22 protein-coding genes are annotated in these 23902 nt (G+C 74.9%); 7 read left to right on the forward strand and 15 right to left on the reverse strand.

Annotated features, from left to right (window positions below; all coding sequences use genetic code 11):
* Positions 1-46: 46 nt before the first annotated feature.
* Positions 47-697, forward strand: coding sequence for a DUF3153 domain-containing protein (locus JOE68_RS08010; RefSeq protein WP_204841692.1), 651 nt, complete (start codon positions 47-49; stop codon positions 695-697).
* A gap of 12 nt (positions 698-709) precedes the next feature.
* On the opposite strand, the gene JOE68_RS08015 is transcribed toward JOE68_RS08010, so the two are convergent.
* On the reverse strand, positions 710-1603 hold the full coding sequence (locus JOE68_RS08015; RefSeq protein ID WP_204841693.1) for a methylenetetrahydrofolate reductase: 894 nt from the start codon (positions 1601-1603) through the stop codon (positions 710-712).
* A gap of 104 nt (positions 1604-1707) precedes the next feature.
* On the opposite strand from JOE68_RS08015, the gene JOE68_RS08020 reads away from it, so the two are divergent.
* From JOE68_RS08020 to mptB, 3 genes are all read left to right on the forward strand, one after another.
* The gene (locus JOE68_RS08020; protein ID WP_204841694.1) at positions 1708-2778 is read left to right on the forward strand and encodes a polyprenyl synthetase family protein; all 1071 of its coding nucleotides are present in this window, start codon (positions 1708-1710) and stop codon (positions 2776-2778) included.
* Position 2779: 1 nt separating this feature from the next.
* Positions 2780-4273, forward strand: a complete 1494-nt coding sequence (gene crtI / locus JOE68_RS08025) for a phytoene desaturase family protein (protein WP_204841695.1) — start codon at positions 2780-2782, stop codon at positions 4271-4273.
* Between the two features lie 196 nt (positions 4274-4469).
* Complete coding sequence (gene mptB / locus JOE68_RS08030) at positions 4470-5933, forward strand: polyprenol phosphomannose-dependent alpha 1,6 mannosyltransferase MptB (RefSeq protein ID WP_204841696.1); 1464 nt, start codon at positions 4470-4472, stop codon at positions 5931-5933.
* Positions 5934-6158: 225 nt separating this feature from the next.
* On the opposite strand, the gene JOE68_RS08035 is transcribed toward mptB, so the two are convergent.
* Positions 6159-6524, reverse strand: coding sequence for an Rv2175c family DNA-binding protein (locus JOE68_RS08035; RefSeq protein ID WP_204841697.1), 366 nt, complete (start codon positions 6522-6524; stop codon positions 6159-6161).
* A 185-nt stretch (positions 6525-6709) separates the two neighbouring features.
* Between JOE68_RS08035 and JOE68_RS08040 the strand changes: the two genes are divergently transcribed.
* Positions 6710-8833 (forward strand): Stk1 family PASTA domain-containing Ser/Thr kinase, encoded by a 2124-nt coding sequence (locus JOE68_RS08040; RefSeq protein ID WP_204841698.1) that lies wholly within the window; start codon positions 6710-6712, stop codon positions 8831-8833.
* Positions 8834-9061: 228 nt separating this feature from the next.
* On the opposite strand, the gene JOE68_RS08045 is transcribed toward JOE68_RS08040, so the two are convergent.
* The 4 genes from JOE68_RS08045 to JOE68_RS08060 all read right to left on the reverse strand — a co-directional run bounded on the left by JOE68_RS08045 (position 9062) and on the right by JOE68_RS08060 (position 13077).
* Entirely contained in the window at positions 9062-10450 is a 1389-nt protein-coding gene (locus tag JOE68_RS08045; protein WP_204841699.1) for a class II 3-deoxy-7-phosphoheptulonate synthase, read from the reverse strand.
* A gap of 253 nt (positions 10451-10703) precedes the next feature.
* Positions 10704-11729, reverse strand: coding sequence for a 6-phosphofructokinase (locus JOE68_RS08050; protein ID WP_204841700.1), 1026 nt, complete (start codon positions 11727-11729; stop codon positions 10704-10706).
* A 78-nt stretch (positions 11730-11807) separates the two neighbouring features.
* Positions 11808-12320 (reverse strand): polyadenylate-specific 3'-exoribonuclease AS, encoded by a 513-nt coding sequence (locus JOE68_RS08055; RefSeq protein WP_204841701.1) that lies wholly within the window; start codon positions 12318-12320, stop codon positions 11808-11810.
* A gap of 22 nt (positions 12321-12342) precedes the next feature.
* Positions 12343-13077, reverse strand: a complete 735-nt coding sequence (locus JOE68_RS08060) for a lysophospholipid acyltransferase family protein (RefSeq protein ID WP_204841702.1) — start codon at positions 13075-13077, stop codon at positions 12343-12345.
* Between the two features lie 201 nt (positions 13078-13278).
* Here JOE68_RS08060 and JOE68_RS08065 point away from each other — a divergent pair, with 201 nt between their 5' ends.
* Positions 13279-13764 carry a hypothetical protein gene (locus JOE68_RS08065; protein ID WP_204841703.1) on the forward strand — a complete coding sequence of 162 codons (486 nt, stop codon included), beginning with the start codon at positions 13279-13281 and terminating at the stop codon, positions 13762-13764.
* A 35-nt stretch (positions 13765-13799) separates the two neighbouring features.
* On the opposite strand, the gene JOE68_RS08070 is transcribed toward JOE68_RS08065, so the two are convergent.
* From JOE68_RS08070 to JOE68_RS08095, 6 genes are read right to left on the reverse strand one after another with little or no spacing between them, the layout of a single operon-like run.
* Complete coding sequence (locus JOE68_RS08070) at positions 13800-14771, reverse strand: ROK family protein (RefSeq protein WP_204841704.1); 972 nt, start codon at positions 14769-14771, stop codon at positions 13800-13802.
* Complete coding sequence (locus tag JOE68_RS08075) at positions 14765-15112, reverse strand: hypothetical protein (protein ID WP_204841705.1); 348 nt, start codon at positions 15110-15112, stop codon at positions 14765-14767. The genes JOE68_RS08070 and JOE68_RS08075 overlap by 7 nt, the downstream gene beginning before the upstream one ends.
* The gene (locus JOE68_RS08080; protein WP_204841706.1) at positions 15112-16305 is read right to left on the reverse strand and encodes an ArsA family ATPase; all 1194 of its coding nucleotides are present in this window, start codon (positions 16303-16305) and stop codon (positions 15112-15114) included. Before JOE68_RS08080 ends, JOE68_RS08075 begins: the two co-directional genes overlap by 1 nt.
* On the reverse strand, positions 16302-16739 hold the full coding sequence (locus JOE68_RS08085; protein WP_204841707.1) for an SRPBCC family protein: 438 nt from the start codon (positions 16737-16739) through the stop codon (positions 16302-16304). The genes JOE68_RS08080 and JOE68_RS08085 overlap by 4 nt, the downstream gene beginning before the upstream one ends.
* A gap of 27 nt (positions 16740-16766) precedes the next feature.
* Complete coding sequence (locus JOE68_RS08090) at positions 16767-17555, reverse strand: metallophosphoesterase family protein (protein ID WP_204841708.1); 789 nt, start codon at positions 17553-17555, stop codon at positions 16767-16769.
* Positions 17556-17565: 10 nt separating this feature from the next.
* Entirely contained in the window at positions 17566-17946 is a 381-nt protein-coding gene (locus JOE68_RS08095; protein WP_204841709.1) for a polyketide cyclase / dehydrase and lipid transport, read from the reverse strand.
* Positions 17947-18058: 112 nt separating this feature from the next.
* Here JOE68_RS08095 and JOE68_RS08100 point away from each other — a divergent pair, with 112 nt between their 5' ends.
* Positions 18059-19864, forward strand: a complete 1806-nt coding sequence (locus JOE68_RS08100) for an AMP-dependent synthetase/ligase (RefSeq protein ID WP_204841710.1) — start codon at positions 18059-18061, stop codon at positions 19862-19864.
* Positions 19865-20294: 430 nt separating this feature from the next.
* Here JOE68_RS08100 and JOE68_RS08105 read toward each other — a convergent pair whose 3' ends face one another.
* Genes JOE68_RS08105 through JOE68_RS32180 form a run of 3 tightly spaced genes read right to left on the reverse strand, consistent with a single transcriptional unit; the run spans position 20295 to position 23820 of the window.
* On the reverse strand, positions 20295-21455 hold the full coding sequence (locus tag JOE68_RS08105) for a glycosyltransferase family 4 protein (protein WP_204841711.1): 1161 nt from the start codon (positions 21453-21455) through the stop codon (positions 20295-20297).
* Between the two features lie 10 nt (positions 21456-21465).
* The gene (locus JOE68_RS08110) at positions 21466-22731 is read right to left on the reverse strand and encodes a hypothetical protein (RefSeq protein WP_204841712.1); all 1266 of its coding nucleotides are present in this window, start codon (positions 22729-22731) and stop codon (positions 21466-21468) included.
* 57 nt (positions 22732-22788) lie between these two features.
* Positions 22789-23820 (reverse strand): C40 family peptidase, encoded by a 1032-nt coding sequence (locus JOE68_RS32180; RefSeq protein ID WP_204841713.1) that lies wholly within the window; start codon positions 23818-23820, stop codon positions 22789-22791.
* Between the last annotated feature and the right edge of the window lie 82 nt (positions 23821-23902).

A 23902-nucleotide genomic window follows, 5' to 3' on the forward strand; every position in this document is an offset into this window, starting at 1 on the left:
CCCCGCTCGGCCGGTCAACTTTTGACCCGGCCGGCAGGATGACCTGGTGCCCAGGACCTCCGCGCTCCTCCTGCCGGTGTTCCTCCTCGCGGCGTTCTCGCTGACGGGGTGCGTCAGAGTGCACGCCGCCATGGCGGTGTCGCAGGACGACCGGGTCTCCGGCGAGATAGTCGCCGCCACGCCGTCGGTCGAGGAGAGCGACCCCGGCCCGCAGCTGAGCGTGCCCAAGGAGCTGACGGACCGGGTCAGCACCAAGCCGTACCGGGCCGACGCCTACAACGGCACGCAGCTGACGTTCAGCAACCTGACCTTCGACGAGGTCCGCGCGCTGTCGACGGCGACCAGCGCCTCGCACAGCCGCTACCAGCTCGGCTTCCGGCGCTCCGGCGAGCTGGTGACGCTGTCCGGCTCGGTGGACCTCACCCAGGTGCCGATCGACCGGGCGGACATCCAGGTCAAGATCAGCTTCCCGGGCGAGGTCGTCGACACCAACGGCCGGGAGGAGGACCGCTCCACCATCTCGTGGTCGCCCCAGCCCGGCCAGGCGTCGATGCTCACCGCCACGATCCGGTACTCCGGCGAGAACTCGCCGTCGTACTTCGGGTGGACCATGCTGGTGGCCGGCCTGACCGGCGGCGCGGCGCTGGTCGTGCTGGTGCTGGCGATCGTCGCGCACCGCCGCGGCCAGGTCGCCTGACGCGGGCGCGCCTCAGCCGGGGCCGGTCCTGGCCGGGACCAGGCCGAGCCGGTTGACCACCTCGCGGGTCGCCTTGGAGCGGTTGAACGTGTAGAAGTGCAGGCCCGGCACGCCCTCCGCGAGCAGCCGCTCCCCCGTCTCGGTCACCAGGTCGATCCCGGCCCGCCGGAACGCCGCCGGGTCGTCCAGGTGCGGCTCCAGCCGGCGCGCCACCTCCGGCGGCACGGGCGCGCCGGACAGCTCCACGGTCTTGGCCAGGGTGCGCGGCGTGGTCAGCGGCATCAGGCCGGGCAGCAGCGCGGTGTCGCAGCCGGCCGCCGCCACCCGGTCGCGCAGCCGCAGGAAGTCGTCCGGCCGGAAGAACAGCTGGGCGATCGCGAAGTCCGCGCCGGCCCGCAGCTTCGCCACCAGGTGCCGGGTGTCGGCGTCGAGGTCGGCCGAGCGCGGGTGCCCGTAGGGGAACGCCGCCACGCCCACGCAGAAGTCGCCCAGCTCGCGGCACAGCCGCACCAGCTCCTCGGCGTAGGTCAGGCCGGCGGGGTGGGGCACCCACTCGCCGTTGGGGTCGCCGGAGGGGTCGCCGCGCACCGCCAGGATGTTGCGCACGCCGACCGCCGCGTACCAGCCGATCACGTTGCGCAGCTCCGCCACCGAGTGCTCCACGGCGGTCAGGTGCGCCATCGGCACCAGGGTCGTCTCCTGGACCACCCGGGCGGTGGTGCGGATGGTGCGGTCCCGCGACGAGCCGCCCGCGCCGTAGGTGATCGACACGAACGCCGGGTCCAGCGCCTCCAGCTCGCGGATCGCGCGCCACAGGACCAACTCGTCGGCCGCGTCCCGCGGCGGGAAGAACTCCACGGAGAACACGGGACGGCTCCCGCTGAGGCGTTCGACGACCGAAGTCATGCCACCAGCGTAGTGCCCGTGCCGGCAGGTGGGAGAACCCGTTCACTGGATGGGACCAGCCCCCCGGTTGGGCGGACTCGCGGCGCAGAGGTGACCATAGACGGGTGCCGCCCCACCCCTTGGACCTGGAACTGCCCAAGCACGTCGACGCAGCGCTCGCAGGCTACCTGGCCGATCGCAGGTCACTGGGCGCGCGGATGGAGGAGAACTTCGGCGGCGCCGTCGACGCCCTGGCCGACTTCGTCCTCGGCGGCGGCAAGCGGGTGCGCCCGACGTTCGCCTGGTGGGGGTGGCGCGCGGCGGGCGGCGACCCGGACGGCCCGCTCGCCGACGCCGTCCTCACCGCGGTCAGCTCGCTGGAGCTGATCCAGGCGTGCGCGCTGATCCACGACGACCTGATGGACGCCTCGGAGACCCGGCGCGGGATGCCGACCGTGCACGTCCGGTTCGCCCGGCGGCACCGGGAGCAGGGCTGGCTCGGCGAGCCCGAGCGCTTCGGCCTGGCCGCCTCGGTGCTGATCGGGGACGTGGCGCTGGCCTGGGCGGACGACATGCTGTTCGCCGCCGGCCTGCCGAACGACGCGCTGCGCCGGCTGAGCCTGCCGTGGCGCGACATGCGCACCGAGATGCTCGCGGGCCAGTACCTGGACGTGCTCACCCAGGCGCGCGGCGACTCCTCGGCGGACGCCGCGCTGCGCATCGACCGGCTCAAGACCGCCGCCTACACCGTCGAGCGACCGCTGCACATGGGCGCGGCGATCGGCGACGCGCCGCCGGGGCTGGTCGACGGGCTGCGGACCTTCGGCGCCGACATCGGGGTGGCGTTCCAGCTCCGGGACGACCTGCTCGGCGTGTTCGGCGACCCGGCGGTCACCGGCAAGCCCGCGGGCGACGACCTGCGCGAGGGCAAGCGGACCCTGCTGGTGGCGCTCGGCATGCGGTACGGCGCGGACCTGCTGCACGACGCGCTGGGCCGCCCCGACCTGGACGCGGCCACCGTCGACGCGGTGCGGGCCGGGCTGGTGGAGGTCGGCGCGGTGGCGGCGGTGGAGGAGCGCATCGCCGCGCTCACCGCGTCGGCGCTGGCCGCGCTGGACCGGGCGCCGGTCGTCGAGCCCGTCGCCGCCGAACGCCTCGCCGAACTCGCCGTCAGCGCGACGAAACGGACTCACTGACATGCGCATGGTGACCGGCCGCACGGACCACGTCGTCGTGGTGGGAGCGGGACTGGCAGGGCTGTCCACCGCGCTGCACCTGCTCGGCGCGGGGCGGCGCGTGACGGTGGTGGAGCGCGACGACGTGCCCGGCGGGCGGGCCGGCCGGCTGGACCTGGGCGGCTACCGGTTCGACACCGGGCCGACCGTGCTGACCATGCCGGACCTGGTCGACGAGGCTTTCGCCGCGGTCGGCGAGAGCCTGCGGGACCGGCTGGACCTGATGCCGCTGGAACCCGCCTACCGGGCGCGCTTCGCCGACGGCGAGGTGCTCGACGTGCACGCCGACGCCGACGCGATGGAGGCCGAGGTGCGGCGGTTCGCGGGCCCGGCCGAGGCCGCCGGGTACCGGGCGCTGCGGGCGTGGCTGACCGACCTGTACCGGACCGAGAAGGACACCTTCATCGGCGCGAACTTCGACTCGCCGCTGAACCTGCTCACCCCGCACCTGGCGCGGCTGGCGGCGCTGGGCGGCTTCGCGCGGCTGGGCCCGTCGGTGGCCCGGTTCCTCAAGGACGAGCGGTTGCAGCGGGTGTTCTCGTTCCAGTCGCTCTACGCGGGCCTGCCGCCGCGCAAGGCGCTCGCCGCGTACGCCGTGATCGCGTACATGGACACCATCGCGGGCGTCTACTACCCGCGCGGCGGGATGCGCGCCCTGCCCGACGCCCTGGCCGCGGCGGCCCGGGACGCGGGCGCGGACCTGCGCTACCGCACCAAGGTCGCGTGGCTGGAGCGGATCGGCGGCCGGGTCACCGCCGTGCGGACGGCGCAGGGCGAGCGCATCCCGTGCGACGCCGTGGTGCTCACGCCGGACCTGCCGGTGGCCTACCGGCTGCTGGGCCACCGCCCGCGCCGCCCGGTGCCGATGACGTGGTCGCCCTCGGCGGTGGTGCTGCACGCCGGCGTCGACCGGACGTGGCCGGAGCTGGCCCACCACACGCTGCTGTTCGGCCGCGCGTGGGACCGGACGTTCGACGAGCTGACCCGCTTGGGCACGCTGATGAGCGACCCGTCGCTGCTGGTCACCAGCCCGCCGGGGCGCGGGATGTTCGTGCTGGCGCCGGCGCCGAACCTGAGCGTGGGCCCGATCGACTGGCCGCGCGTCGGGCCCGCCTACCGCGACGAGCTGGTGCGGGTGCTGGAGGACCGCGGCCTGACCGGCTTCGGCGACTCCGTCGAGGTGGAGTCACTGGTCACACCGCGGGACTGGGCGGGCATGGGCCTGGCGGCCGGCACGCCGTTCTCCGCCGCGCACACCTTCGCCCAGACCGGGCCGTTCCGGCCGCGCAACCTGGTGCTGGACAACGTGGTGCTGGCCGGCTGCGGCACGACGCCGGGCGTGGGCGTGCCACCGGTGCTGATCTCCGGGAAGCTCGCGGCGCAGCGGATCACGGGGGGCGTCGGGGCGCGGTGGCGGCGGCCGGCGGCGGTGTCGCGGGCGCAGCACCCCGGCTGATCGGGCGCCGGGCGGCCCGCCCCGAGCGGCGCTCCCGGCGATCACTCGACCGGGTGATCTGCGCCCGCGGGGATCACCCGAGGCGGCACAAGCGCGCTCCCGGGCCGGCCACAGCGGGCCCGCGCTGTGCGACGATGTTGCCGCGATGGCCGCGACACCGTCCCTCCCCAGACCGAGCGCCGCACCAGTCGAACCGGTGCGGTCCGGTGCTACCCGGGTCCCGGAGCCCGGCGGCATCCCCCTCCGCACGATCCTGCTGGGCGTGGCGGGCGTCATGCTCGTCGCGCTCGGCGGCACGGGCGCGGGCGCGACCCTCAAGCGCGACCCGCTGCTGGCCGACTCGTCGCTGAGCTGGATCCGCTACGGCCACGGCCAGGACCTGGCCGCCGCCGTGCTCTACCTCGGCCTGGGCATGGTGATCTGGGCGTGGGTCCGGCTCGGGCGCATGGTCCTCGACGGGCACGTGGGCAGCAGGGCCGTGCGCACCGCCATCGCGGCGTGGACGCTGCCGCTGCTGTTCGCGCCGCCGCTGTTCAGCAAGGACATCTACAGCTACCTCGCCCAGGGCCAGCTGGCGCTGGTCGGGCTGGACCCGTACCGGGTCGGGCCGGCGGCGCTGCAGAGCCCGCTGTCGGAGAACGTCAGCTGGGTGTGGCAGAACACGCCCGCGCCGTACGGGCCGTTCTTCATGCTGCTCGCGATGGGCGTCGTGCAGGCGACCGGCGCGGGCGTGATCGGCGGCGTCGTGCTGATGCGGCTGGTGCTCGCCGCCGGGCTCGCGCTGCTGTGCTGGGCGCTGCCCGGCCTGGCGCGGCACCTGGGCGGGCGGCCCGCGGTCGCGCTGTGGCTGGCCGCGGCGAGCCCCCTGATGCTGGTGCACCTCATCGGCGGCGCGCACAACGACATGCTGATGGTCGGCCTGCTCGCGGCGGGCTGCCTGTTCGTGCTGGAGCGCAGGCACGTCCTGGGCATCGCGGTGGTGACGCTGGCGTTCGCCGTGAAGGCCACGGCCGTCGTCGCCCTGCCGTTCCTGGTGCTGGTGTGGGCGCGGCGGCTGCCCGGCTCGCGCGCCGCGCAGCTGGGCAAGGCGATCGCGGGCGGGGTGGCGGTGTTCGCCGCCGTGTTCGCCGGGACGACCCTGGTGTCCGGGCTGGACCTGGGGTGGATACCGGCGCTGAGCTCGTCGTCGGCCATCGTCAACTGGCTGTCGCTGCCCAGCGCGGTCGGCGACTTCGCGCACACCGCGGTCAGCGCGTTCGCGCACGTCGACTCCGCCCCGTTCATGGCGGTCGCGCGCGGCCTCGGCTCGCTGCTGCTGGTCTTCATCGCGTGGCGGCAGTGGCGGGCGGCCGAGGGCGGCGGGCCGGACGCCGTGCGGCGGGCCGCGATCACCATGCTGGCCGTGGCGCTGCTGTCCCCCGCGACGCTGCCCTGGTACTTCAGCTGGGCGCTGGTGCTCGGCGCGGGGCTGGCGTGGACGGCGGACGGGCTCCGGGCCGCGGCGTTCTTCTCCACGTGGCTGCTGCTGGTGACCTTCCCCGACGGCGACACGGCGCTGTACTCGTGGGGTTACCTGGTGCTGACCGTGGCGGTCTCGGCGCTGGCCTGCGCGTCGCTGACCAGGCCCGACCCGCTGAAGCTGTCGAGCAGGTACGGGTGACCGGGCCGGCCCCGGAGCGGCGGGCGCGCTGACGGCCCCACCGCGACGGCCCCTGTCACGGCGGCCCCTGTCACGGCGGCCCCTGTCACGGCGGCCTCCGGCGCGACGGTCCGCGCCACGGCGGTCCGGACGGCGTCGGTCCGCACTGCTGCGGTCCGGACGGCGTCGGTCGGGACCGCGTCCGGGCGGCTCGTCGGGAACCACCCGGACGGGGTCCGGTCGGGACTAGAAGCCCATCGCCTGCGCGCGCCGCTTCACCTCGCGCCCGCGGTCGCCCCGCAGCGCCTCGATGGGCGTGCCGGGCAGCGTGTCGTCCTCGGTGAACAGCCAGCGAAGGATCTCATCGGTCGAGTAGCCGGAATCGCGCAGCACCGTGATGGTGCCGGGCAGCCCCTTCACCACGCCTCCGGCGGCGAGGAACTGGGCGGGGACGACGAGGGCGCCGTTCCGGCGCTCCGCGAGCAGTTGACCGTCGCGCAGCAACTGGTGGACACGGTTGACCGGCAAGCCAAGACGCTCGCCGACCTCGGGCAGGTCCAGGACCTCCAGGTCGGGAGCCAGCACATCCGCAGCGGCAGGAATCGCACTCACGTGCGCCACGATGCCACAACGCCGGGAGCAACGCCCTGCGCCAACCGGGTGGTGGCGGTACACCCACGGGTCGACTGCCGTACACCCCCGGTTTCATGGGACTTTGACGCGGATCCCACGCGCGGGCCGGGATGCTCCCGGCGCGCGGGACCGGTCGGCACCGCCCCACCGTACGATCCACGGCTGTGGAAAGGTCGGCGACGAACGTGATCGGCGGGCTGCTCGAACAGCGCTACCGGGTGGGGACCCTGGTGGCGCGCGGTGGCATGTCCACCGTGTACCGGGGCGTCGACACGCGCCTGGAGCGCCCGGTGGCGATCAAGGTCATGGACCCGCGGTTCTCCTCCGACCCGCAGTTCGTGGCCCGGTTCGAGCGCGAGGCGCGGGCGGCGGCCGGGCTGCACCACCCCGGCGTCGTAGCGGTGCACGACCAGGGCGTCGACGAGGACCGGGTCTACCTGGTGATGGAGCTGGTCGAGGGCGGCACGCTGCGCGACCTGCTCGACGCGCGGGGCCGGCTGGACGTGCCGCTGGCGCTGACCGTGCTGGAGAAGGTGCTCTCGCCGCTGGCCGCCGCGCACCGCGCCGGGCTCGTGCACCGGGACGTGAAGCCGGAGAACGTGCTGATCGGGCGCGGCGGCGTGGTGAAGGTCGCGGACTTCGGGCTGGTCCGGGCGGTGTCGACGCCGGGGATCACGAGCGACACCACGATCCTGGGCACGGTCGCGTACCTGTCGCCCGAGCAGGTCGCCAACGGGTCGTCGGACGCGCGCAGCGACGTGTACGCGGCCGGGGTGCTGCTGTACGAGATGCTGACCGGCGCGCCGCCCTACGTCGGCGACACGGCCATCTCGGTGGCCTACCGGCACGTGAACGAGGACGTGCCGCCGGTGGCCGACGTGCCCCCCGAGGTGGCCGAGCTGGTGCGGCGCTCGACGCGGCGCGAGCCGTTCCTGCGGCCGGCGGACGCGGAGGCGTTCCTGTCGGAGGTGGAGACGGCGCGGGCCCGGCTCGGGCTGGCGGCCGTGGACGTGCCCGTCGTGCACCCCTCCGGCGCGGGACTCCCCGACGCGGACTTCCCCGGCGGGCGCCCCGTCGCCGCGGGCACCGTCGCCGCGGGAGCGGTCGCCGCGGGGGCCACCGCCGGCGGCACGGTCGCGCTGGGCGCGGCCGAGGAGCCGCAGACCGAGCGCGTGCTGCCGCGGGGGGTGGGCGCCGCGGCGCACGCCGAGGCCACCGTGCCGGTGCGCAGGCCCGCCCACACCGGGCCGCAGGGCACGCAGGCGCTGCCGCGCCCGCTCGTCGCCGACCCGGTGAACAGCCCCGCTCCGGAGCAGCAGGCCGCGCCCCGGCCGCGACCGGCGCGCCCCAGGCGCCCGCCGAAGAAGAAGACGCCCGAGCAGCTCTACGCGGAGATGCGGGCGCGCAGCAAGAAGCAGTTCATCACCTGGATCAGCATCGTGGCGGTCGCCGCGGTCCTCATCGGCCTGGTGAGCTGGTGGCTGTCGATCGGCCGGTTCGCCTCGGTGCCCGACGTGATCGGCAAGGAGCGGGAAGCCGCCGTCGCGATCATCGAAGCCGAGTCCCTGATGACCACGGTGTCCACCGAGCACAGCGACAGCGTGCCCAGCGGGCAGGTGCTGCGCACCGAGCCGGCGGCCGGGGTGGAGGCCACCCGGGGCGACCTGGTGCGGGTGGTCGTGTCGCGCGGCAAGCCCGTGGTGCCGCAGGTGCAGCCCGGCGTCGAGGTGGCCGCCGCCGAGCGGGAGCTGGCCTCGGTGGGGCTGAAGCCGCGGCTCGACGCGAACGAGGACGCGTTCAGCGACCGGGTGCCCAAGGGCAAGGTGGTGACGCTGAAGCCCGCGCCCGGCACGGCGGTGGACATCGGCAGCGCGGTCACCATCGTGATCAGCAAGGGCGTGGAGCCCAAGCCCGTGCCGAACGTGAAGGGCAGGACGAAGGACGAGGCGTTCGCGGAGCTGTCGGCGGCGGGCTTCGAGCCGGTCGAGGGCCCGAAGGAGCAGTCGGGCGAGGTCGACAGCGGCCGGGTGGTCCGCACCGACCCGGCGGCGGGCACCACGCTGGGCGCCGACAAGCGGGTCACCGTGGTCATCGCGGAGGACCGGGACGTGACCGTGCCCAACGTGGAGGGCAAGCGGGTCAAGGAGGCGAAGGAGATCCTGGAGAAGGCCGGGCTCCAGGTGGACGTCCAGTTCAACAACCGCGAACGGGCGAAGGTCATCAACCAGTCGATCAGGGGCGGGGAACGCGTCCCGAAGGGCACCCGGATCGTCATCATCGGCGTCTGACCCCCGTCCGGGCGCCTTGCCGACCCGATCCGTGGCCGGCCCTTCCCCGGCGCCCGGTCACGGGCCACCACGCGCCCGAACCGCGCCACCACGGGGCGGGGCCGCGCCGTCATGCGACCGGGCCGCGCCACCGCGGGGCCGGGGCCGCGCCCACCACGGGCGGGCAGGCGGCACGACGAAGCCCCGGCGGTCGAGGACGAGTCGACCGCCGGGGCTTCGTCGGGGTGGTCAGCTGCGGAGCATCTCCGCGACCAGGAAGGCCAGCTCCAGCGACTGCTGGGTGTTCAGCCGCGGGTCGCAGGCGGTCTCGTAGCGGCCGGCCAGGTCGGTGTCCGAGATCTCCTGGGCGCCGCCCAGGCACTCGGTGACGTCCTCGCCGGTCAGCTCGATGTGGATGCCGCCGGGGTGCGTGCCGAGCCTGCGGTGCACCTCGAAGAAGCCCTGGACCTCGTCCACGACCCGGTCGAAGTGCCGCGTCTTGTACCCGGTGGAGGACTCGTGGGTGTTGCCGTGCATCGGGTCGCACTGCCAGATGACCTGGTGGCCGGACGCGGTGACCTTCTCCACGATCGCCGGGAGGACGTCGCGCACCTTGCCGTTGCCCATGCGGCTGATCAGGGTCAGCCGGCCGGGCTGGTTGCGCGGGTCGAGCCGCTCGACGTACTCGACCGCCAGCTCCGGCGTGGTGCTCGGGCCGATCTTGAGGCCGATCGGGTTGGCGAGCAGCTCGGCGAACGCGATGTGCGCGCCGTCCAGCTGCCGCGTCCGCTCGCCGATCCACAGGAAGTGCGACGACAGGTCGTAGAGCTTCGGCTGCTCGTCGTTGGCGTCCAGGCGCAGCAGCGCGCGCTCGTAGTCCAGCAGGAGCGCCTCGTGCGAGGCGAAGATCTCCGTGGTGTGGAGGGAGGAGTCGTCGACGCCGCAGGCCGACATGAACCGCAGGCCCCGGTCGATCTCGGCGGCCAGCGCCTCGTACCGCTCGCCGGCGGGCGAGGTGCGGACGAAGTCCTTGTTCCACTCGTGCAGCCGGTGCAGGTCCGCCATGCCGGCGGTGGTCATCGCGCGCAGCAGGTTCATCGCCGCGCCCGCGTTCGCGTAGGCCCGGATCATCCGCGACGGGTCCGGGACGCGCGCCTCGGGCGTGGTGACCAGCGAGTTGACGATGTCGCCCCGGTAGGACGGCAGGCCGAGCGCGTCGATGTTCGACGAGCGCGGCTTGGCGTACTGGCCCGCGATGCGGCCGATCTTGACCACCGGCAGGCTCGCGCCGTAGGTCAGCACGACCGCCATCTGCAGCAGCGTCCGGACGTTGGCGCGGATGTGGGGCTCGGTGTTGTCCGCGAAGGTCTCGGCGCAGTCGCCGCCCTGGAGGAGGAACGCCTCGCCGCGGGCCACCTCGGCGAGGTTGCCGCGCAGCCGGTCGATCTCGGCGGGCACGGTGATGGGCGGCACGCTCTCCAGCACGGCGCGCACGCGGCGCACCTGCTCCGCGTCCGGCCACTCGGGCTGCTGCGCGGCCGGCCTGCTCAGCGCCTCGTCCAGCCGCTTGCGGAGCTCGGGCGGGAGGGGCGGGAGCTCGGGAAGCGTGTCGACGGGCACGTCCACGGTCCAGTTCACGTGTCAAGGGTAGGGGGTCCACGCTGAGAGACGGGCACGGGTCGGCCCGAGCGCTGCGCGCGCCACGTCACGCACCCCGGCGGGCGGCCCCGGACCCGGCGTCGCGGCGGCTGCCCGACGCGGTGGCGAACGCCCGGCGCGCCGGTCGCGCGCGACCACCGGGAACGGCGAAGGCGCTCCCGGGCGGACACGCGGTCCACCCGGGAGCGCCTTCGCCACCCGTGCCCGGACCGGGGTGCGGTCCGGGGGTCGGTCAGCCGAAGAAGACCTCGGCCTCGGCGTAGCGCTCCAGCGGCACGGTCTTCAGCTCCGCCGTCGCCTCGGACAGCTTGACCCGCACGATGTCGGTGCCGCGCAGGGCGACCATCACGCCGAAGTCGCCCTCGGCAACCGCGTCGACCGCGTGCAGGCCGAAGCGGGTGGCCAGGACGCGGTCGTAGGCCGTCGGGATGCCGCCGCGCTGCGTGTGGCCCAGCACGACCGCCCGGGACTCCTTGCCGGTCCGCTGGGCGATCTCCTCGGCCAGCCAGGTGCCGACGCCGCCCAGGCGGACGTGGCCGAACGCGTCCTTCTCCCCGGAGTGCAGCACCTCGGCGCCGCCCTCGGGGACGGCGCCCTCCGCGACGACGATGATCGGGGCGTACTGCTTCTCGAAGCGCCGCTCCACCCACTCGACGACCTTCGCGACGCTGAACTCGCGCTCGGGCACGAGGATCACGTTCGCGCCGCCGGCCAGGCCCGAGTGCAGCGCGATCCAGCCCGCGTGCCGGCCCATGACCTCGACCACCAGGGCGCGGTGGTGGGACTCGGCGGTGGTGCGCAGGCGGTCGATCGCCTCCGTCGCGATGTGCACGGCGGTGTCGAAGCCGAAGGTGTAGTCCGTCGCGCCGAGGTCGTTGTCGATGGTCTTCGGCACGCCGACGACGCCGATGCCGTCGTCGGTCAGGCGCTTGGCGACGCCGAGGGTGTCCTCGCCGCCGATCGCGATGAGGGCGTCCACCCCCTCGTCGGCCAGCACCTTGCGGATCCGGTCGACGCCGCCCTCGACCTTGTACGGGTTGGTGCGCGACGAGCCGAGGATCGTGCCGCCCTTGGTCAGGATGTCCTCGACCTCGGGCAGCCCGATGGGCTTGGTGAGACCTTCGAGCGGGCCCTGCCAGCCGTTGCGGAATCCCACGATCTCCCAGCCGTGGAGTTCGACGCCCTTGCGGACCACGGCGCGGATCACCGCGTTGAGGCCGGGGCAGTCACCACCGCCGGTGAGCACACCAATACGCATCTGCTTAGCCAATCTCCTCGTGGCGTGGGTCACCCAAGACTGTCACGACCTGGATCGGTGCAGCAAGCACGGGTCCACCTAGCGGACGGTGAACCCGCGGCGCAGGCGCTCGGTCTCGATCACCTTCCACCGCGCCAGGTTGTGCCGGGCGTCGGCGAGGGCGTCGTGCGCGTCGGCGGGCGGCGCGGGCAGGCGGGGCTTGCCCACGTCCTCCCAGCGCTGCCGGAGGTCGCGGGTGAAGCGGGGCAGGCTGCGCGGCAGGGCGGGCATCGGGCCCCACAGCTGCGCGAGCGCCACGTGGTCGTAGGCGGCGAACCACGCCCACAGCTCGACGTCGTCCCGGTTGGCCTTCGGGCCGCCGAGGAAGTCGAGCAGGTCGTCGCGGATGCGCTCGCGGCTGCGCCACGCCCGGTCGGCGGGCGGCGGGAGCTGGTTGAGCACGTTGGCCCGCACCCACGGCCCCGCCCGGTCCGGGTCGAACTCGGTCGACACGGCGTAGAACTCGCGGCCCTCCTCGTCCACCACCCCGATGGAGACGAGGTCGATCGTCACCCCGTCCTCGATGAACTCACAGTCGTAGAAGAACCGCACCGCGCCAACCTTAAGGTGCCGTTCACCCGGCCTTCGTGCCGGGCAGCCGATCGACGTCCTCCGCCGACCGCCCGGGGTCGCCCTGCTCCTGCTTGGCCTTGGCCGCGTAGACGTCGACGTACTCCTGGCCGGACAGCTCCATCAGCGCGTACATGATCTCGTCGGTGATCGAGCGCAGCACGAACCGGTCGCCGGACAGCCCGGCGTACCGGGAGAAGTCCAGCGGCTTGCCGATCTTGATGCGGATGGGGTGGGGCCGCCACACCTTCGAGCCGATCGGGTTGGCCTTGTCGGTGCCGAACATCGCGACCGGGATGACCGGCGCGCCGGACTCCAGCGCGATCCACGCGACGCCGACCTTGCCCTTGTAGAGCCGCCCGTCGGGCGAGCGGGTGCCCTCCGGGTAGATGCCGAGCAGCTTGCCCTCCCGGACGATGCGCACGCCGGTGTCCAGCGCGGCCTGGGCGGCCGACGCCGAGGACCGGTCGATCGGCACCTGCCCGACGCCGGAGAAGAACCAGCGCTGGAACGCGCCCTTGACCCCCTTGCCGGTGAAGTACTCGATCTTGGCCGGGAAGGTGACCCGCCGGGACAGCTTGAGCGGGAGGAAGAACGAGTCGGAGACCGCGAGGTGGTTGGACGCCAGGATCGCGCCGCCCTCCCGGGGGATGTTCTCCGCGCCCTCGATGATCCGGGGTCGGAAGAACAGCTTCAGGATCGGCCCGAGAAAGATGTGTTTCATCATCCAGTAGAGCACCGCTGGGAGCGCCTCCTCGACGTGCTTGATCCCCGGGCGTCAGCGTACGGAGCCGGCTGCGCGGTGCACAACGAAGCCCCTCGCCCGGGCGGTACGGTCGCAAGTGCCACCGGCTGCCGTAATCCGCGACACAGCGGCCCCGTGCGACGATGATGCCTGGCAGAAGGTTCGCCTTCACGACCGGAGGGCTGGAGCACGCCGATGAACTCCCGACGCGACCCGACCGACGGCCCGGAGGACGTGGACGCCACCTTCGCCGAGATCGTGGCCGGTCTCGAACGCGAAGGCGTCGGCAGGACCTGGCCGGGCGATGGGGCCGACGACCCGGACGAGGAGGAGGCGGAACCGGTCAAGCCGACCCGCCCGGAGGGCGGGCCCGCCGTCGCGACGGCCGAGGAGGACCCGGGCGACGACCGCGACGACGACCGCGACGACGACCCGGACGACCACTTCGTCCCCCCGGACCCGCCACCGCTGCCCGCCCTGCGCGCGGGCACGGTCGCCGCGCTGCTGCTGATCGTGCTGGGCGTGGTCCTGCTGCTGGTGCCGGGCCTGTTCGGCCTGACGTCGAAGGTGGGCACCCCGCTGGCCCTGGCCGTGCTGTGCGCGGGCGTCGGCTGGCTGATCCTGCGCATCCGCAACGGCCCGCCCCCCGACTCCGGCTGGGACGACGGCGCGGTCCTCTGACCCCCGCGGCCGGGTGCGGGCGCCGCCCGGACCGGTCAGCGGCGGCCGTTGCAGGTCCGGCGCCGGGCCGCCGGCTCGCGGGCCAGGGTGGCCACGCCGACGATGCCCGCGTCGTCGCCGAGCTGGGCCGTGCGGATGCGGGACAGGGGCCGGTGGCCCGCCCCGGTGACCACGGCCGCGTAGCGCTCCCGCGCCTCGTCCAGGAACAGCGGCGCGGAATCCGCGACGCCGCCGCCGATGACCACCACTTCCGGGTCGTACACGTCGGCGACCAGGGCCAACCCCTCCCCCAGCCACCGCGCGAGGTCGGACATGGCGAGCTGGGCCAGCGGGTCGCCGTCGCGGGCCGCGGCGGCGACCCGGCGGCCCGTCACGGCGCGGGAGTCGCCGGCCGCCTCGCGGGCCAGCAGGCCCGACGCGCCGGGGTGGCTGGCCAGCAGCTCCACGGCGGTCGCGGTCAGGGCCGTGCCGCTGCAGTACCGCTCCCAGCAGCCGTGCTTGCCGCACGGGCAGGGCCGGCCCTCCGGCACCAGGCGCAGGTGGCCCAGCTCGGGCGCCACGCCGTGCGCGCCGCGGAAGACCTCGCCGTCGAGGAGCAGCGCGCCGCCGATGCCGGTGCCGATGGCGACCAGGGTCGCGACGCGCGCGCCGCGGGCCGCCCCGAAGCGGTGCTCGGCCAGGGCCGCCGCGTTGGCGTCGTGCTCCAGCACCACGGGCAGCCCGACGCGCTGCGCGATGCGCTCGGCGACCGGCGCGCGCCGCCACGCCAGGTGCGGCGCGAACAGCACCGTCCGGCGGTCGGTCGCGACGAAGCCCGCCACGGCCAGGCCGACCGCCGCCACCCGGTGCCGGGCGGCCAGTTCGGCCACGACCGCGCCGATGGCCTCCTCCAGCGACCCCTCCCCGGACGGGGTCGCGACGCGCGCCGTGTCCAGGACGGCGCCGTCGGCGTCCACCACGCCGGCCCGCACGCTGGTGCCGCCGACGTCGACGCCGACAGTCAGCACGGCGCCTGCTTCGCGCGCGGCAACCGCACCACCGGGATGTGCTGCACGCGCGGTTCGGCGGGCGGGGGCTCCGGAGCCGGCCCCGGCGCGGGCGCGGGCGGTTCGGCGAGCGCCGACCGCAGCACGGCGATCAGCCCGGTCACGTGCTCGGCGGCGCGGGCGGCGAGCTCCGAGCGGTCGCCGCGGGCCAGGGCCACCGCGTTGCACAGCGGGCACCAGCCGCACGACCCGGTGTCGTGCCCGCCGTCGGCGGCGGCGGCCAGCCGGTGCAGCCACGGCTGGGCGCGCTCGGCGGCGGCGTCGAGCAGCAGGCGCAGTTCCTCGGCGAGCTTGGCGTCCATCACCGCATCCACAGGTCGGGGTCGGGGCGGAAGCGCACCGCCAACCCGGTGTCGTCCAGTTCCGCGCCGACCACCGCGCACCGCCGCAGCAGCGACGGCAGGGCGATCAGCCGGCGCCGGCCGTCCACGGTCACGGCCAGGTCGTCGCCGACCCGAGCCAGGTCCAGGTCCGAGTCGCCGACCCGCAGCGCCAGCCGCAGCCGGTACTCGTCGCCGACCGGCTCGACCTCCAGCAGCGGACCGCCCGGCGCGCCGCCCGCGAGCGGGTCGGCGCCGGCGTAGAGGCGCTCCGCCACGTCCAGCAGCGCGGCCAGGCCGACCGGCTCACCGGCCAGGTGCTCGACGGTCCGCACCGGGCCGAGGTCGGCCAGCGACGCGAGCACCGCCTCCTGCTCGGCCCGCCGGGTGCGCAGCCACCGCGCCGCCGGCCCGGGGTCCGCGCCGGGGTCGGGCACCAGCCGGTTGGCCACCACCCCGTCGACCCGGACGCCCAGCAGCGCGAGCGCGGCCACCGTCCGGCGCGTCTCGGCCGCGACCACCCGCTCCGGGGTGAGCACCAGCCGGACGGCCGTGTCGGGCGAGGTCAGCAGCTCCCGCAGCCGGCCGAGGTCCTCCGCGAGCCGGCCCAGCGCGTCGGCGGTGGCGTCCCACCGCTCGGCCGACGAGCCGGGGCCCGCCAGCCCGGCCAGCAGCCCGCGCACCACCCGGCGGTGGGTGGGGAACAGCCGCTCCAGGTAGCCCGCGACCGCCTCGGGCAGGGCCAGCAGCCGCAGCGTCTCCGCGGTCGGCCCGCAGTCGACCACCACCACGTCCCACGGGCCGGTCCGCGCCAGGCGCTGCACCTCGGCCAGCGCCAGCAGCTCCTCCACGCCCGGCAGCACGGTCAGCTCCTCGGCCGCCAACTCGTCCACGCCCGCGCCCGCGAGCACGGTCCGCAGGTGCCCGCGCAGCTCCCGCCACGACCGGTCGACCAGCGCGCGGGGGTCGACCTGCGCGGCGTGCAGGCCCGCGTCGACCTCGGTGACCGCGGCGCCGAGGGCGGCGCCGAACGCGTCGCCCAGCGAGTGGGCCGGGTCGGTGGACACGACCAGCGCCTTGCGCCCGCCGGCCGCCAGCGCGGCCGAGGTGGCGGCGGCCAGGGTCGTCTTGCCGACCCCGCCCTTACCGGTGAACAGCAGCAGGCGCGCGCTCATCCAGCGTTTTCCACCCGGCGCTTGAGCTCCTTCAGCGCCGTGTCCATGATCATCTTCTCGGCCTTGCGCCGGAACAGGCCGATCATCGGCACGACCAGCTGCACCGACAGCGTGTAGGTCACCTCGGTCGAGCCGCCCCGCGCGGTGAGCGCGTAGCTGCCCTCCTGGGACTTCTGCATCTGGCCCTTGACCAGGCGCCACGAGATCCGCCGCGGCGACCACTCGTCGTAGGCGAGCACGTACTCGTCCTTGATCGGGCCCTGGTCGATGTTGAACCTGACCTGGGCCGGGTAGCCGTCCGAGCCGGTCTCCAGCACCTCGGTGCGCTTCACCCCGTTGGCCCACTCGGGGTAGGCGGCGAAGTCGGCGATCACCGCCACGATCCGCGAGGGCTCCGCGTCGATGACGATGGACTGGGTGGACTCGTCGGCCATGCCGGGGAGGCTACCCGGTTGGCCTGGTCACCAGCGCAGCACGTGCGGCGTGCCGCTGCGCTGGAAGTGGCCGACGTTCACGCACTCGGTCCACCCCACGCGCACCCGGCGCGCCATGGGCTGGTGCACGTGGCCGAACACCGACCAGCGGGGGCGGTCCCGGCGGATGACCCCCAGCAGCGACGTGGAGCCCAGCTCGGGCCGCCGCGCCACGACGTCGTAGGTCAGCTCGGGCACGGCGGGCGGGATGTGCGTGCACAGCACGTCCACCGGGCCCAGCCCGGCCAGCGCCGCGCCGAACTCCTCCTCGGTGCGCAGGTAGGGGTACCAGGGCGCGCCGGGCCGCCGCGCGAAGCCCGGCGACCGCAGCGCGCCGCCGGCGAAGCCGAACCGCAGCCCGCCGATCTCGGCCGTCCCGCCGTCGAGCACGTGCACGCCGTCGTGGGCGAACCGCGGCCACAGCTCGGGGCTGTCCACGTTGCCCGGTGTCGCGTAGGTCGGGGCGCTCATCGCGGCGAACAGCTCGGCGTACTGCTCCAGGACCGCTTCGCGGACCACCGACGCGGCGTCGTCCAGGCCGTCCCACAGCGACCGGACGTAGCGCACGGACTCCGCGCTCATCCGCTCGCGCCGCATCCGGGCGAACACCCCGACCTTCTCCGCGCCGAAGACCCGGCCGAGGATGCCCCGGCCGTGGTCGTGGTAGTCGACGAAGTCGACCAGGTCCCCCAGGACCACCAGTGCGTCGGCGCCGTCGCCCGCGCGGGCGAGGGCCTCGGCGTTGCCGTGGACATCCGAGACGACGTGAACCCGCACCCCCTGGAATCTACGGCAGCGCCGGGGGCAGCCCGGGGGCGCGCCCGCCCTCCAGGGTCGCCTTCAGCCCCAGCGACACCCGCTTGGCGGCCAACTGGCGCCGGCGCACCTCCCGGCGCACCCGCCGGGGGGACTGCTCGCCGGGGAGGTCGGCGCGCAGGAAGTAGTGCAGCAGGGTGCCGTCGAGCACCGGCTCCAGCCACACCTCCATCGTCCCGACCAACGCGCCCGCCACCGTCCAGCGCAGCCCCTTGGCGCCGCGGTCGAGGTAGGCGGACAGGACGAGGTCGGGCCAGTACCGCGCCCACGCCGCCGGCTCCGCGAAGGCCGCGGCCACCGCCTCCGGGGGCACCGCGAGAAATGTCTCGTCCACCACGTCCACGCTCGGCACGGGTGGGAAGAGTGCCACGACACGGTCACGGAACCACCCACCGGCCTGGTGTATAGCCGGAATCACAAGCTAGGTTTCCGCACCGGTAACAAACAACCGTCCGGAGGTTGACGTGCGCGAGTTCAGCGTCCCCGCCACCGCCACTGTGGCTGCCGAGGAGAACCTCACCGACATGGTGTGGGCGAACGCGGAGCGCTTCGGCAACGCCGTCAGCTTCCGCCGCCGCGTCGACGGCACCTGGGTGGACGTGACCGCGCGCGACTTCGCCGCCCAGGTGATCGCGGTGGCCAAGGGCCTGATGGCGGCCGGCATCGCGCCCGGCGACCGGGTCGGCCTGATGTCCAGGACCCGCTACGAGTGGACGCTGCTGGACTTCGCCATCTGGCACGCGGGCGCCGTGGTCGTGCCGATCTACGAGACGTCCTCGGCCGACCAGGTCGAGTGGATCCTGGCCGACTCGTCGGCCAAGGCGGTGTTCGTGGAGAACGCGGGGCACCGCACGACCGTCGACTCGGTGGTGGCGGGCCTGCCCGAGGTGCGCGACGTCTGGCAGATCGACGGCCCGAGCGGGGACGCGGCGGGCGCGATCGACGAGCTGACCGCCCTGGGCGCGGGCGTGGCCGACGAGGACGCGCGGGCCCGGCGCAAGGAGGTCGGCGCGGACGACACCGCGACCATCGTCTACACCTCCGGCACCACCGGCCGCCCCAAGGGCTGCGAGCTGACCCACCGCAGCCTGCTGGCCGAGGTCCGGGCGGACTACTCGGCGTTCCCGCAGCTCATGCAGGCCGGCAACTCGCTGCTGGTGTTCCTGCCGCTGGCGCACATCCTGGCCCGCGCGATCGCCCTGTGCGGCGTCTACGCCCGCGTCACCCTGGGCCACACGCCGGACGTGAGGAACCTGGTCGACGACCTCCAGTCGTTCCGGCCGACGTTCGTGGTGGCCGTGCCGCGCGTGTTCGAGAAGGTCTACAACGGGGCCAAGCAGAAGGCCCACGCGGCGGGCAAGGGCCGGATCTTCGACGCCGCCGAGGCCACCGCCGTCGCCTACAGCGAGGCGGTGGACACCGGCGGCCCCGGCCTGGGCCTCAAGCTCCGGCACATGCTGTTCGGCAAGCTCGTCTACGCCAAGCTCCAGGCGGCGCTGGGCGGGCGGTGCATCGCGGCCGTGTCCGGTGGCGCGCCGCTGGGCACGCGGCTGGCGCACTTCTTCCGGGGCGTGGGCGTGCCGGTGTTCGAGGGCTACGGCCTGACCGAGACCTGCGCGGCGGCGTGCGTGAACACCGAGTCGGCGTTCCGGGTGGGCACGGTCGGGCGGCCGGTGGCCGGCACCTCGGCCCGCATCGCCGAGGACGGCGAGGTCCTGCTCAAGGGCGACGTGGTGTTCCGCAGCTACTGGAACAACGCGAAGGCCACCGAGGAGGCGCTGGAGGACGGCTGGTTCCACACCGGCGACATCGGCGAGCTGGACGACGACGGCTTTCTGCGGATCACCGGCCGCAAGAAGGAGATCATCGTCACGGCGGGCGGCAAGAACGTCTCGCCCGCGGTGCTGGAGGACCGGCTGCGGGTGCACCCGCTGATCAGCCAGTGCATGGTGGTGGGCGACGCGCAGCCGTTCATCGGCGCGCTGATCACCATCGACCCGGAGTTCTTCCCGGCGTGGAAGCGGCAGAACGGCAAGCCCGAGTCGGCGACCGTGGCGGACCTCGTCGAGGACGAGACGCTGCGCGGCGTCATCCAGGCGGCCGTGGACGACGCCAACCGGGTGGTCTCGCAGGCCGAGTCGATCAAGCGGTTCCGCATCCTGCCGATCGACTTCACCGAGGCGGGCGGCGAGATCACCCCGAGCCTCAAGCTCCGCCGCTCAGTGGTGGCCACCACCTACAAGCAGGACATCGAAGCCCTCTACCACTGACTCCCCTCCCCCACCCCAGCCCCAGTTCCCCACTCCCCCGTCCCCACTCCCCCACCCCCACTCCCCCCGCCCCCGCCCACCCCCGCGAGGCCGCGTCGGCCTGTCGCCCCGCATTCTCCGGCGATCACGCTTTTCGATCGCCGGAGAATCCGGGTCGACGGGCCGACTACCAGGCGGCCGAGCCGCGACGCCGGAGGCGGCGCAATCCAACACAGACGGGTGGCCCGCACCGAACCCGGTGCGGGCCACCCGACCCCCAGTGATCGTCAACCGCTGACGCGGTTTCGAGAAGTTCTGTTGTCCCGGTCCCCCAACCGGGACGTCCCCAAGACTGCCGCAGCGCGCTGTCGTATCGCTGACGCGGCGATGACTCGCGCCGTCAGCGGCGCCCGCCGGCCGCGCCCGCGCCGCCGACCGGCCCCGCCGGCCCTCACCCGGTCGGGCCGGCCGCGTGGACGGGCCGGCCGTCGACCAGGCCGGCCAGCCGCGCGGCCAGGTCCTCCCAGCGCCACTCGCGCGAGACCCACTCCCGCCCGGCGCGGCCCATCTTCGCCGCCAGGTCCGGGTCGGCGAGCAGGCCGGCCACCTCGTCGGCCACGGCCGCCACCGACCGGCCGTCCACCACCGCGCCGGTGATCCCGTCGCGCACGGTCTCCGGCGCGCCCCCGGACCGGCCGGCGACGACGGGCAGGCCGGTCGCCGAAGCCTCCAGGTAGACGATCCCCAGCCCCTCGACGTCCAGGCCGTGCCCCCGGGTCCGGCACGGCATGGCGAACACGTCGCCGGCGTTGTAGTGCGCGGGCAGCTCCGACCACGGCACGGAGCCGGTCAGCACCACGTGGTCGGCCACGCCGACCGCGGAGGCCAGCCGCGCCAGCGCCCCGTGGTGGGGGCCGCCGCCGACCAGCAGCAGCGCCGCGCCGGGCACCCGCCGCCGGATCTCCGGCAGCGCGCGGACCAGCACGTCCTGCCCCTTGCGCGGCACCAGGCGCGACACGCACACCACCACCGGGCGGTCGCCGAGGCCGTACCGGGCGCGGATCTCCTGCCGCGCGGCCGGGTCGGGCGCGAACACCGACGCGTCCACCCCGGACGGCAGGTGCTCCAGGGCCGCCATCGGGCCGAACGCGGCGGCGAAGCGCGACCGCGTGTACCGGCTGACGAACGTCACCACGTCCACCGCGGAACCGATGGCGCGCAGCGACCGGCGCGCCGCCGGCAGCATCGACCAGCCCACCTCGTGCCCGTGGGTGCACGCCACCACGCGCTGCGCGCCCGCGTCCCGCAGCCACGGCGTGAGCAGCGCCAGCGGCGCCGCCGCGCCGAACCACACCGCCTCGCACCGCTCGGCCCGCACGATCTGCGCCGCGCGGCGCAGCACGCCCGGCGTCGGCAGCATCAGCGTCCCGGGGTGGCGCACCACCTGGAACGGCTGCGCGGCGTCGAACTCCGGGTGCGACCCCGACGGCGACTCCCACGACGGCGCGTAGACCACCAGGTCGGGCAGCCGGGTCGCCAGCGCGTGCAGGTAGGACTGGATGCCACCGGGCCGGGGCGGGAAGTCATTGGTCACCAGGAGGGTCCGACGCACCCGCTCCACGTTACGGGAAGCCCTCCCGCAGGAACCCCTGCCAGCCCCGGACCAGTTCCGCCACCTCCACCCCGGTCGCCTCCCGCACCAGCGCGTCCCGCGCGGGGTCGGTCGGCCGACCCTCCCGCGCGATCCGCCGGTAGGCGGCCACCAGCCCCGGTTCGCCGAGCCGGCTCGCCAGGTACAGGTTCAGCGACCACGACTCCTGGTAGGCCAGTTCCGCGTCGGCGCCCCGGAACCGCGCGTCCGCGGGCAGCGCGGTGGGCGGCGCGGCGCGCACCGCGGCGGCCAGCGCGGGCGCGGCCCCCGCCGGCGGCAGGCCGCTGCCCCGGAAGGCCACGTAGTCGGCGAAGCCCTCCAGCAGCCACAGCGGCGACCCGTCGGCGGTGTCGCCGCGGGTGGCGACGTGGGTGATCTCGTGCCGCAGCAGCACGCGCAGCGACAGCGGCGACAGCACGCCCGCGCCGGTCGGGTGCAGCACCACCCGCTGCCCCCGGGCGGTGCGCGTGGCCGGGTCCACCGGGTCGGCCACCGCGACGCCGGCGACGGACCCGTCCGCGAACCCCGGGCCCACCAGGGCCTGCAGCTCGCGCACGTCGCCGGGGATCAGCACGGCGACCTGCCGCGCCCAGCCCGGGCCCCAGACCTCGGTCACGGCGGCCACCGCGGCGCCCAGCTCGGCCAGCACCCGCGCGGCCAGCGGCTCGCCGCCGGGGTGGCTGAGCACGAGCCCGCCGGGGCCGGTGAGCACGTGGCACGGCCCGAAGTCCCAGGGCCCGCGCCAGGTGCGCCCGCCGACCGGTTCCAGGGCGGTGTCGGAGTTGAGGTACCAGCGGTCGCCGCGGCGGGTGAACAGGTAGGCCATGGGCTGCGCGCTGGGGGCCGCGTCGACACCGCGCAGCCGGTAGGCGAGCCGGACGCCGGGCGCCCACGACTCGTCGGCGGCGGGCAGCCGGACGCCGGCGAGGTCCGTCGCGCCCTCCAGCCGGTAGGACCACTCGTCCAGCGGCACGGCCGCGAGGTTGCGGAACAGGTCGCGCTGGCGCTGCCGGAACCCCTCGTCGGCGGCCGGGTCCAGGTCGGCGGTGAACGCGGCCTCGTCGCGCTCCAGCACCGCGCGGGCCCGGCGGTCCAGCAGGTCGCGGACGCCGCGCTCGCGGGGGTCCGCCGCGAGCGCCGACGACGCCGGCGGGTCGGCCGGCGACACCGCCAGGGCCAACCCGCACGCGGACGCCGCGGCCACCAGCACGGCCAGCAGGACCCGGAAGCGGCTCACCGGCGGGCAGGTGGTCGGCGGGGCCGCGCCCGGCCGGGGCGGCCCCGCCGACACCGGTCAGCCGTCGATGCGGCGCATCGCGAAGATCGAGCCGGGGCTCTCCAGCGGCACGATCTTCACCGGCACGCCGTCGGTGGAGGCGTGGACGACGTTGGCGTTGTCCACCGCCATGCCGACGTGGTTGCCGCCGTTGTAGATGATCAGGTCGCCGGGCCCGACCTCGCCGCGGCTCACCGCGCGCCCCGCGCCGGCCTGGCCGTTGCTGGTGCGCGGGATGGTGACGCCCGCCGACGCGTAAGCCTTCGACGTCAGCCCGGAGCAGTCCCACAGGTCCGGGCCGGTCGCGCCGTACTGGTACATGTCGCCGCGCTGGTTGAGCGCGAAGGCCAGCGCCTTGCCCGCCGTGCCGTTGGGCACCGGGATGTTCGACCGGTCGCCGGGGTCGGCCAGCTTGGTGCGCTCGGGCGCGGACAGCCGGTTGAGCTGCGTGCGCACCTCTTCGATCTGGCCGTTCAGCTCGTCCTGGCGCTTGCGGATGTCCTCGGCGATCTTCACCGACTCGTCGGAAGCCTTCTGCGCGCGGCCCTGGGCGTCGGCCGCCGACGCCTTCGCCGACTCGGCCGCGTTCACCGCGCCGGCCAGCCGGTCCAGCGCCTCGCCGTTGTCCGCCGCCAGCACGCCCAGCGCCGACATGCGGTTGAGGAAGTCCTGCTGGGAGTCGCTCACCAGCAGCGCCGACAGCTGGTTGAACCGCGCGCCCTCGAACGAAGCTTCGGTCAGCCGGTCGACCTGGACGCGGAAGTCCTCCTCGTCCTGCCGGGCCTGGTCGCCCGCCGCGGTGGCCTGCGCCAGGTCGGCGTTGGCCTGGTCGAGCAGCACCTGGTTGTTGTCGCGCTGCTCCTCCGCGCGCAGGAGCTCCTCGTTGAGCTTGGTGGCCTGCTCGGCCAGCTCGTTGTACTTCTTCAGCGCATCGGAAGCCGTGTTCGGCTGGGCGCCGGCGGGCACGGGCATGACGCCCACCGCAGCGGCGGCCACCGCCGTGGCCGCGATCGCCCCGCGCACACCGTGCTTGAGTCGTTGCGACGTCACGGTCGCGTGTCACTCCTCACGTCTGGACCGCCTGCCGGTCGGGCGCGCGCGTGTCCGCACCTGCCCGACAGCTCTGGCTGGG

Origin of the sequence: Saccharothrix algeriensis (assembly GCF_016907655.1) — a bacterium.
Lineage (GTDB): Bacteria > Actinomycetota > Actinomycetes > Mycobacteriales > Pseudonocardiaceae > Actinosynnema > Actinosynnema algeriense.

Bases quoted from the DNA above. Each gene is read 5' to 3' on its own strand.
- JOE68_RS08015 (WP_204841693.1), bottom strand. From the start codon at position 1,603: ATGACTTCGGTCGTCGAACGCCTCAGCGGGAGCCGTCCCGTGTTCTCC.
- JOE68_RS08065 (WP_204841703.1), top strand. From the start codon at position 13,279: ATGAACTCCCGACGCGACCCGACCGACGGCCCGGAGGACGTGGACGCC.
- JOE68_RS08050 (WP_204841700.1), bottom strand. From the start codon at position 11,729: ATGCGTATTGGTGTGCTCACCGGCGGTGGTGACTGCCCCGGCCTCAAC.
- JOE68_RS08075 (WP_204841705.1), bottom strand. From the start codon at position 15,112: ATGGACGCCAAGCTCGCCGAGGAACTGCGCCTGCTGCTCGACGCCGCC.
- JOE68_RS08080 (WP_204841706.1), bottom strand. From the start codon at position 16,305: ATGAGCGCGCGCCTGCTGCTGTTCACCGGTAAGGGCGGGGTCGGCAAG.
- crtI (WP_204841695.1), top strand. From the start codon at position 2,780: ATGCGCATGGTGACCGGCCGCACGGACCACGTCGTCGTGGTGGGAGCG.
- JOE68_RS08085 (WP_204841707.1), bottom strand. From the start codon at position 16,739: ATGGCCGACGAGTCCACCCAGTCCATCGTCATCGACGCGGAGCCCTCG.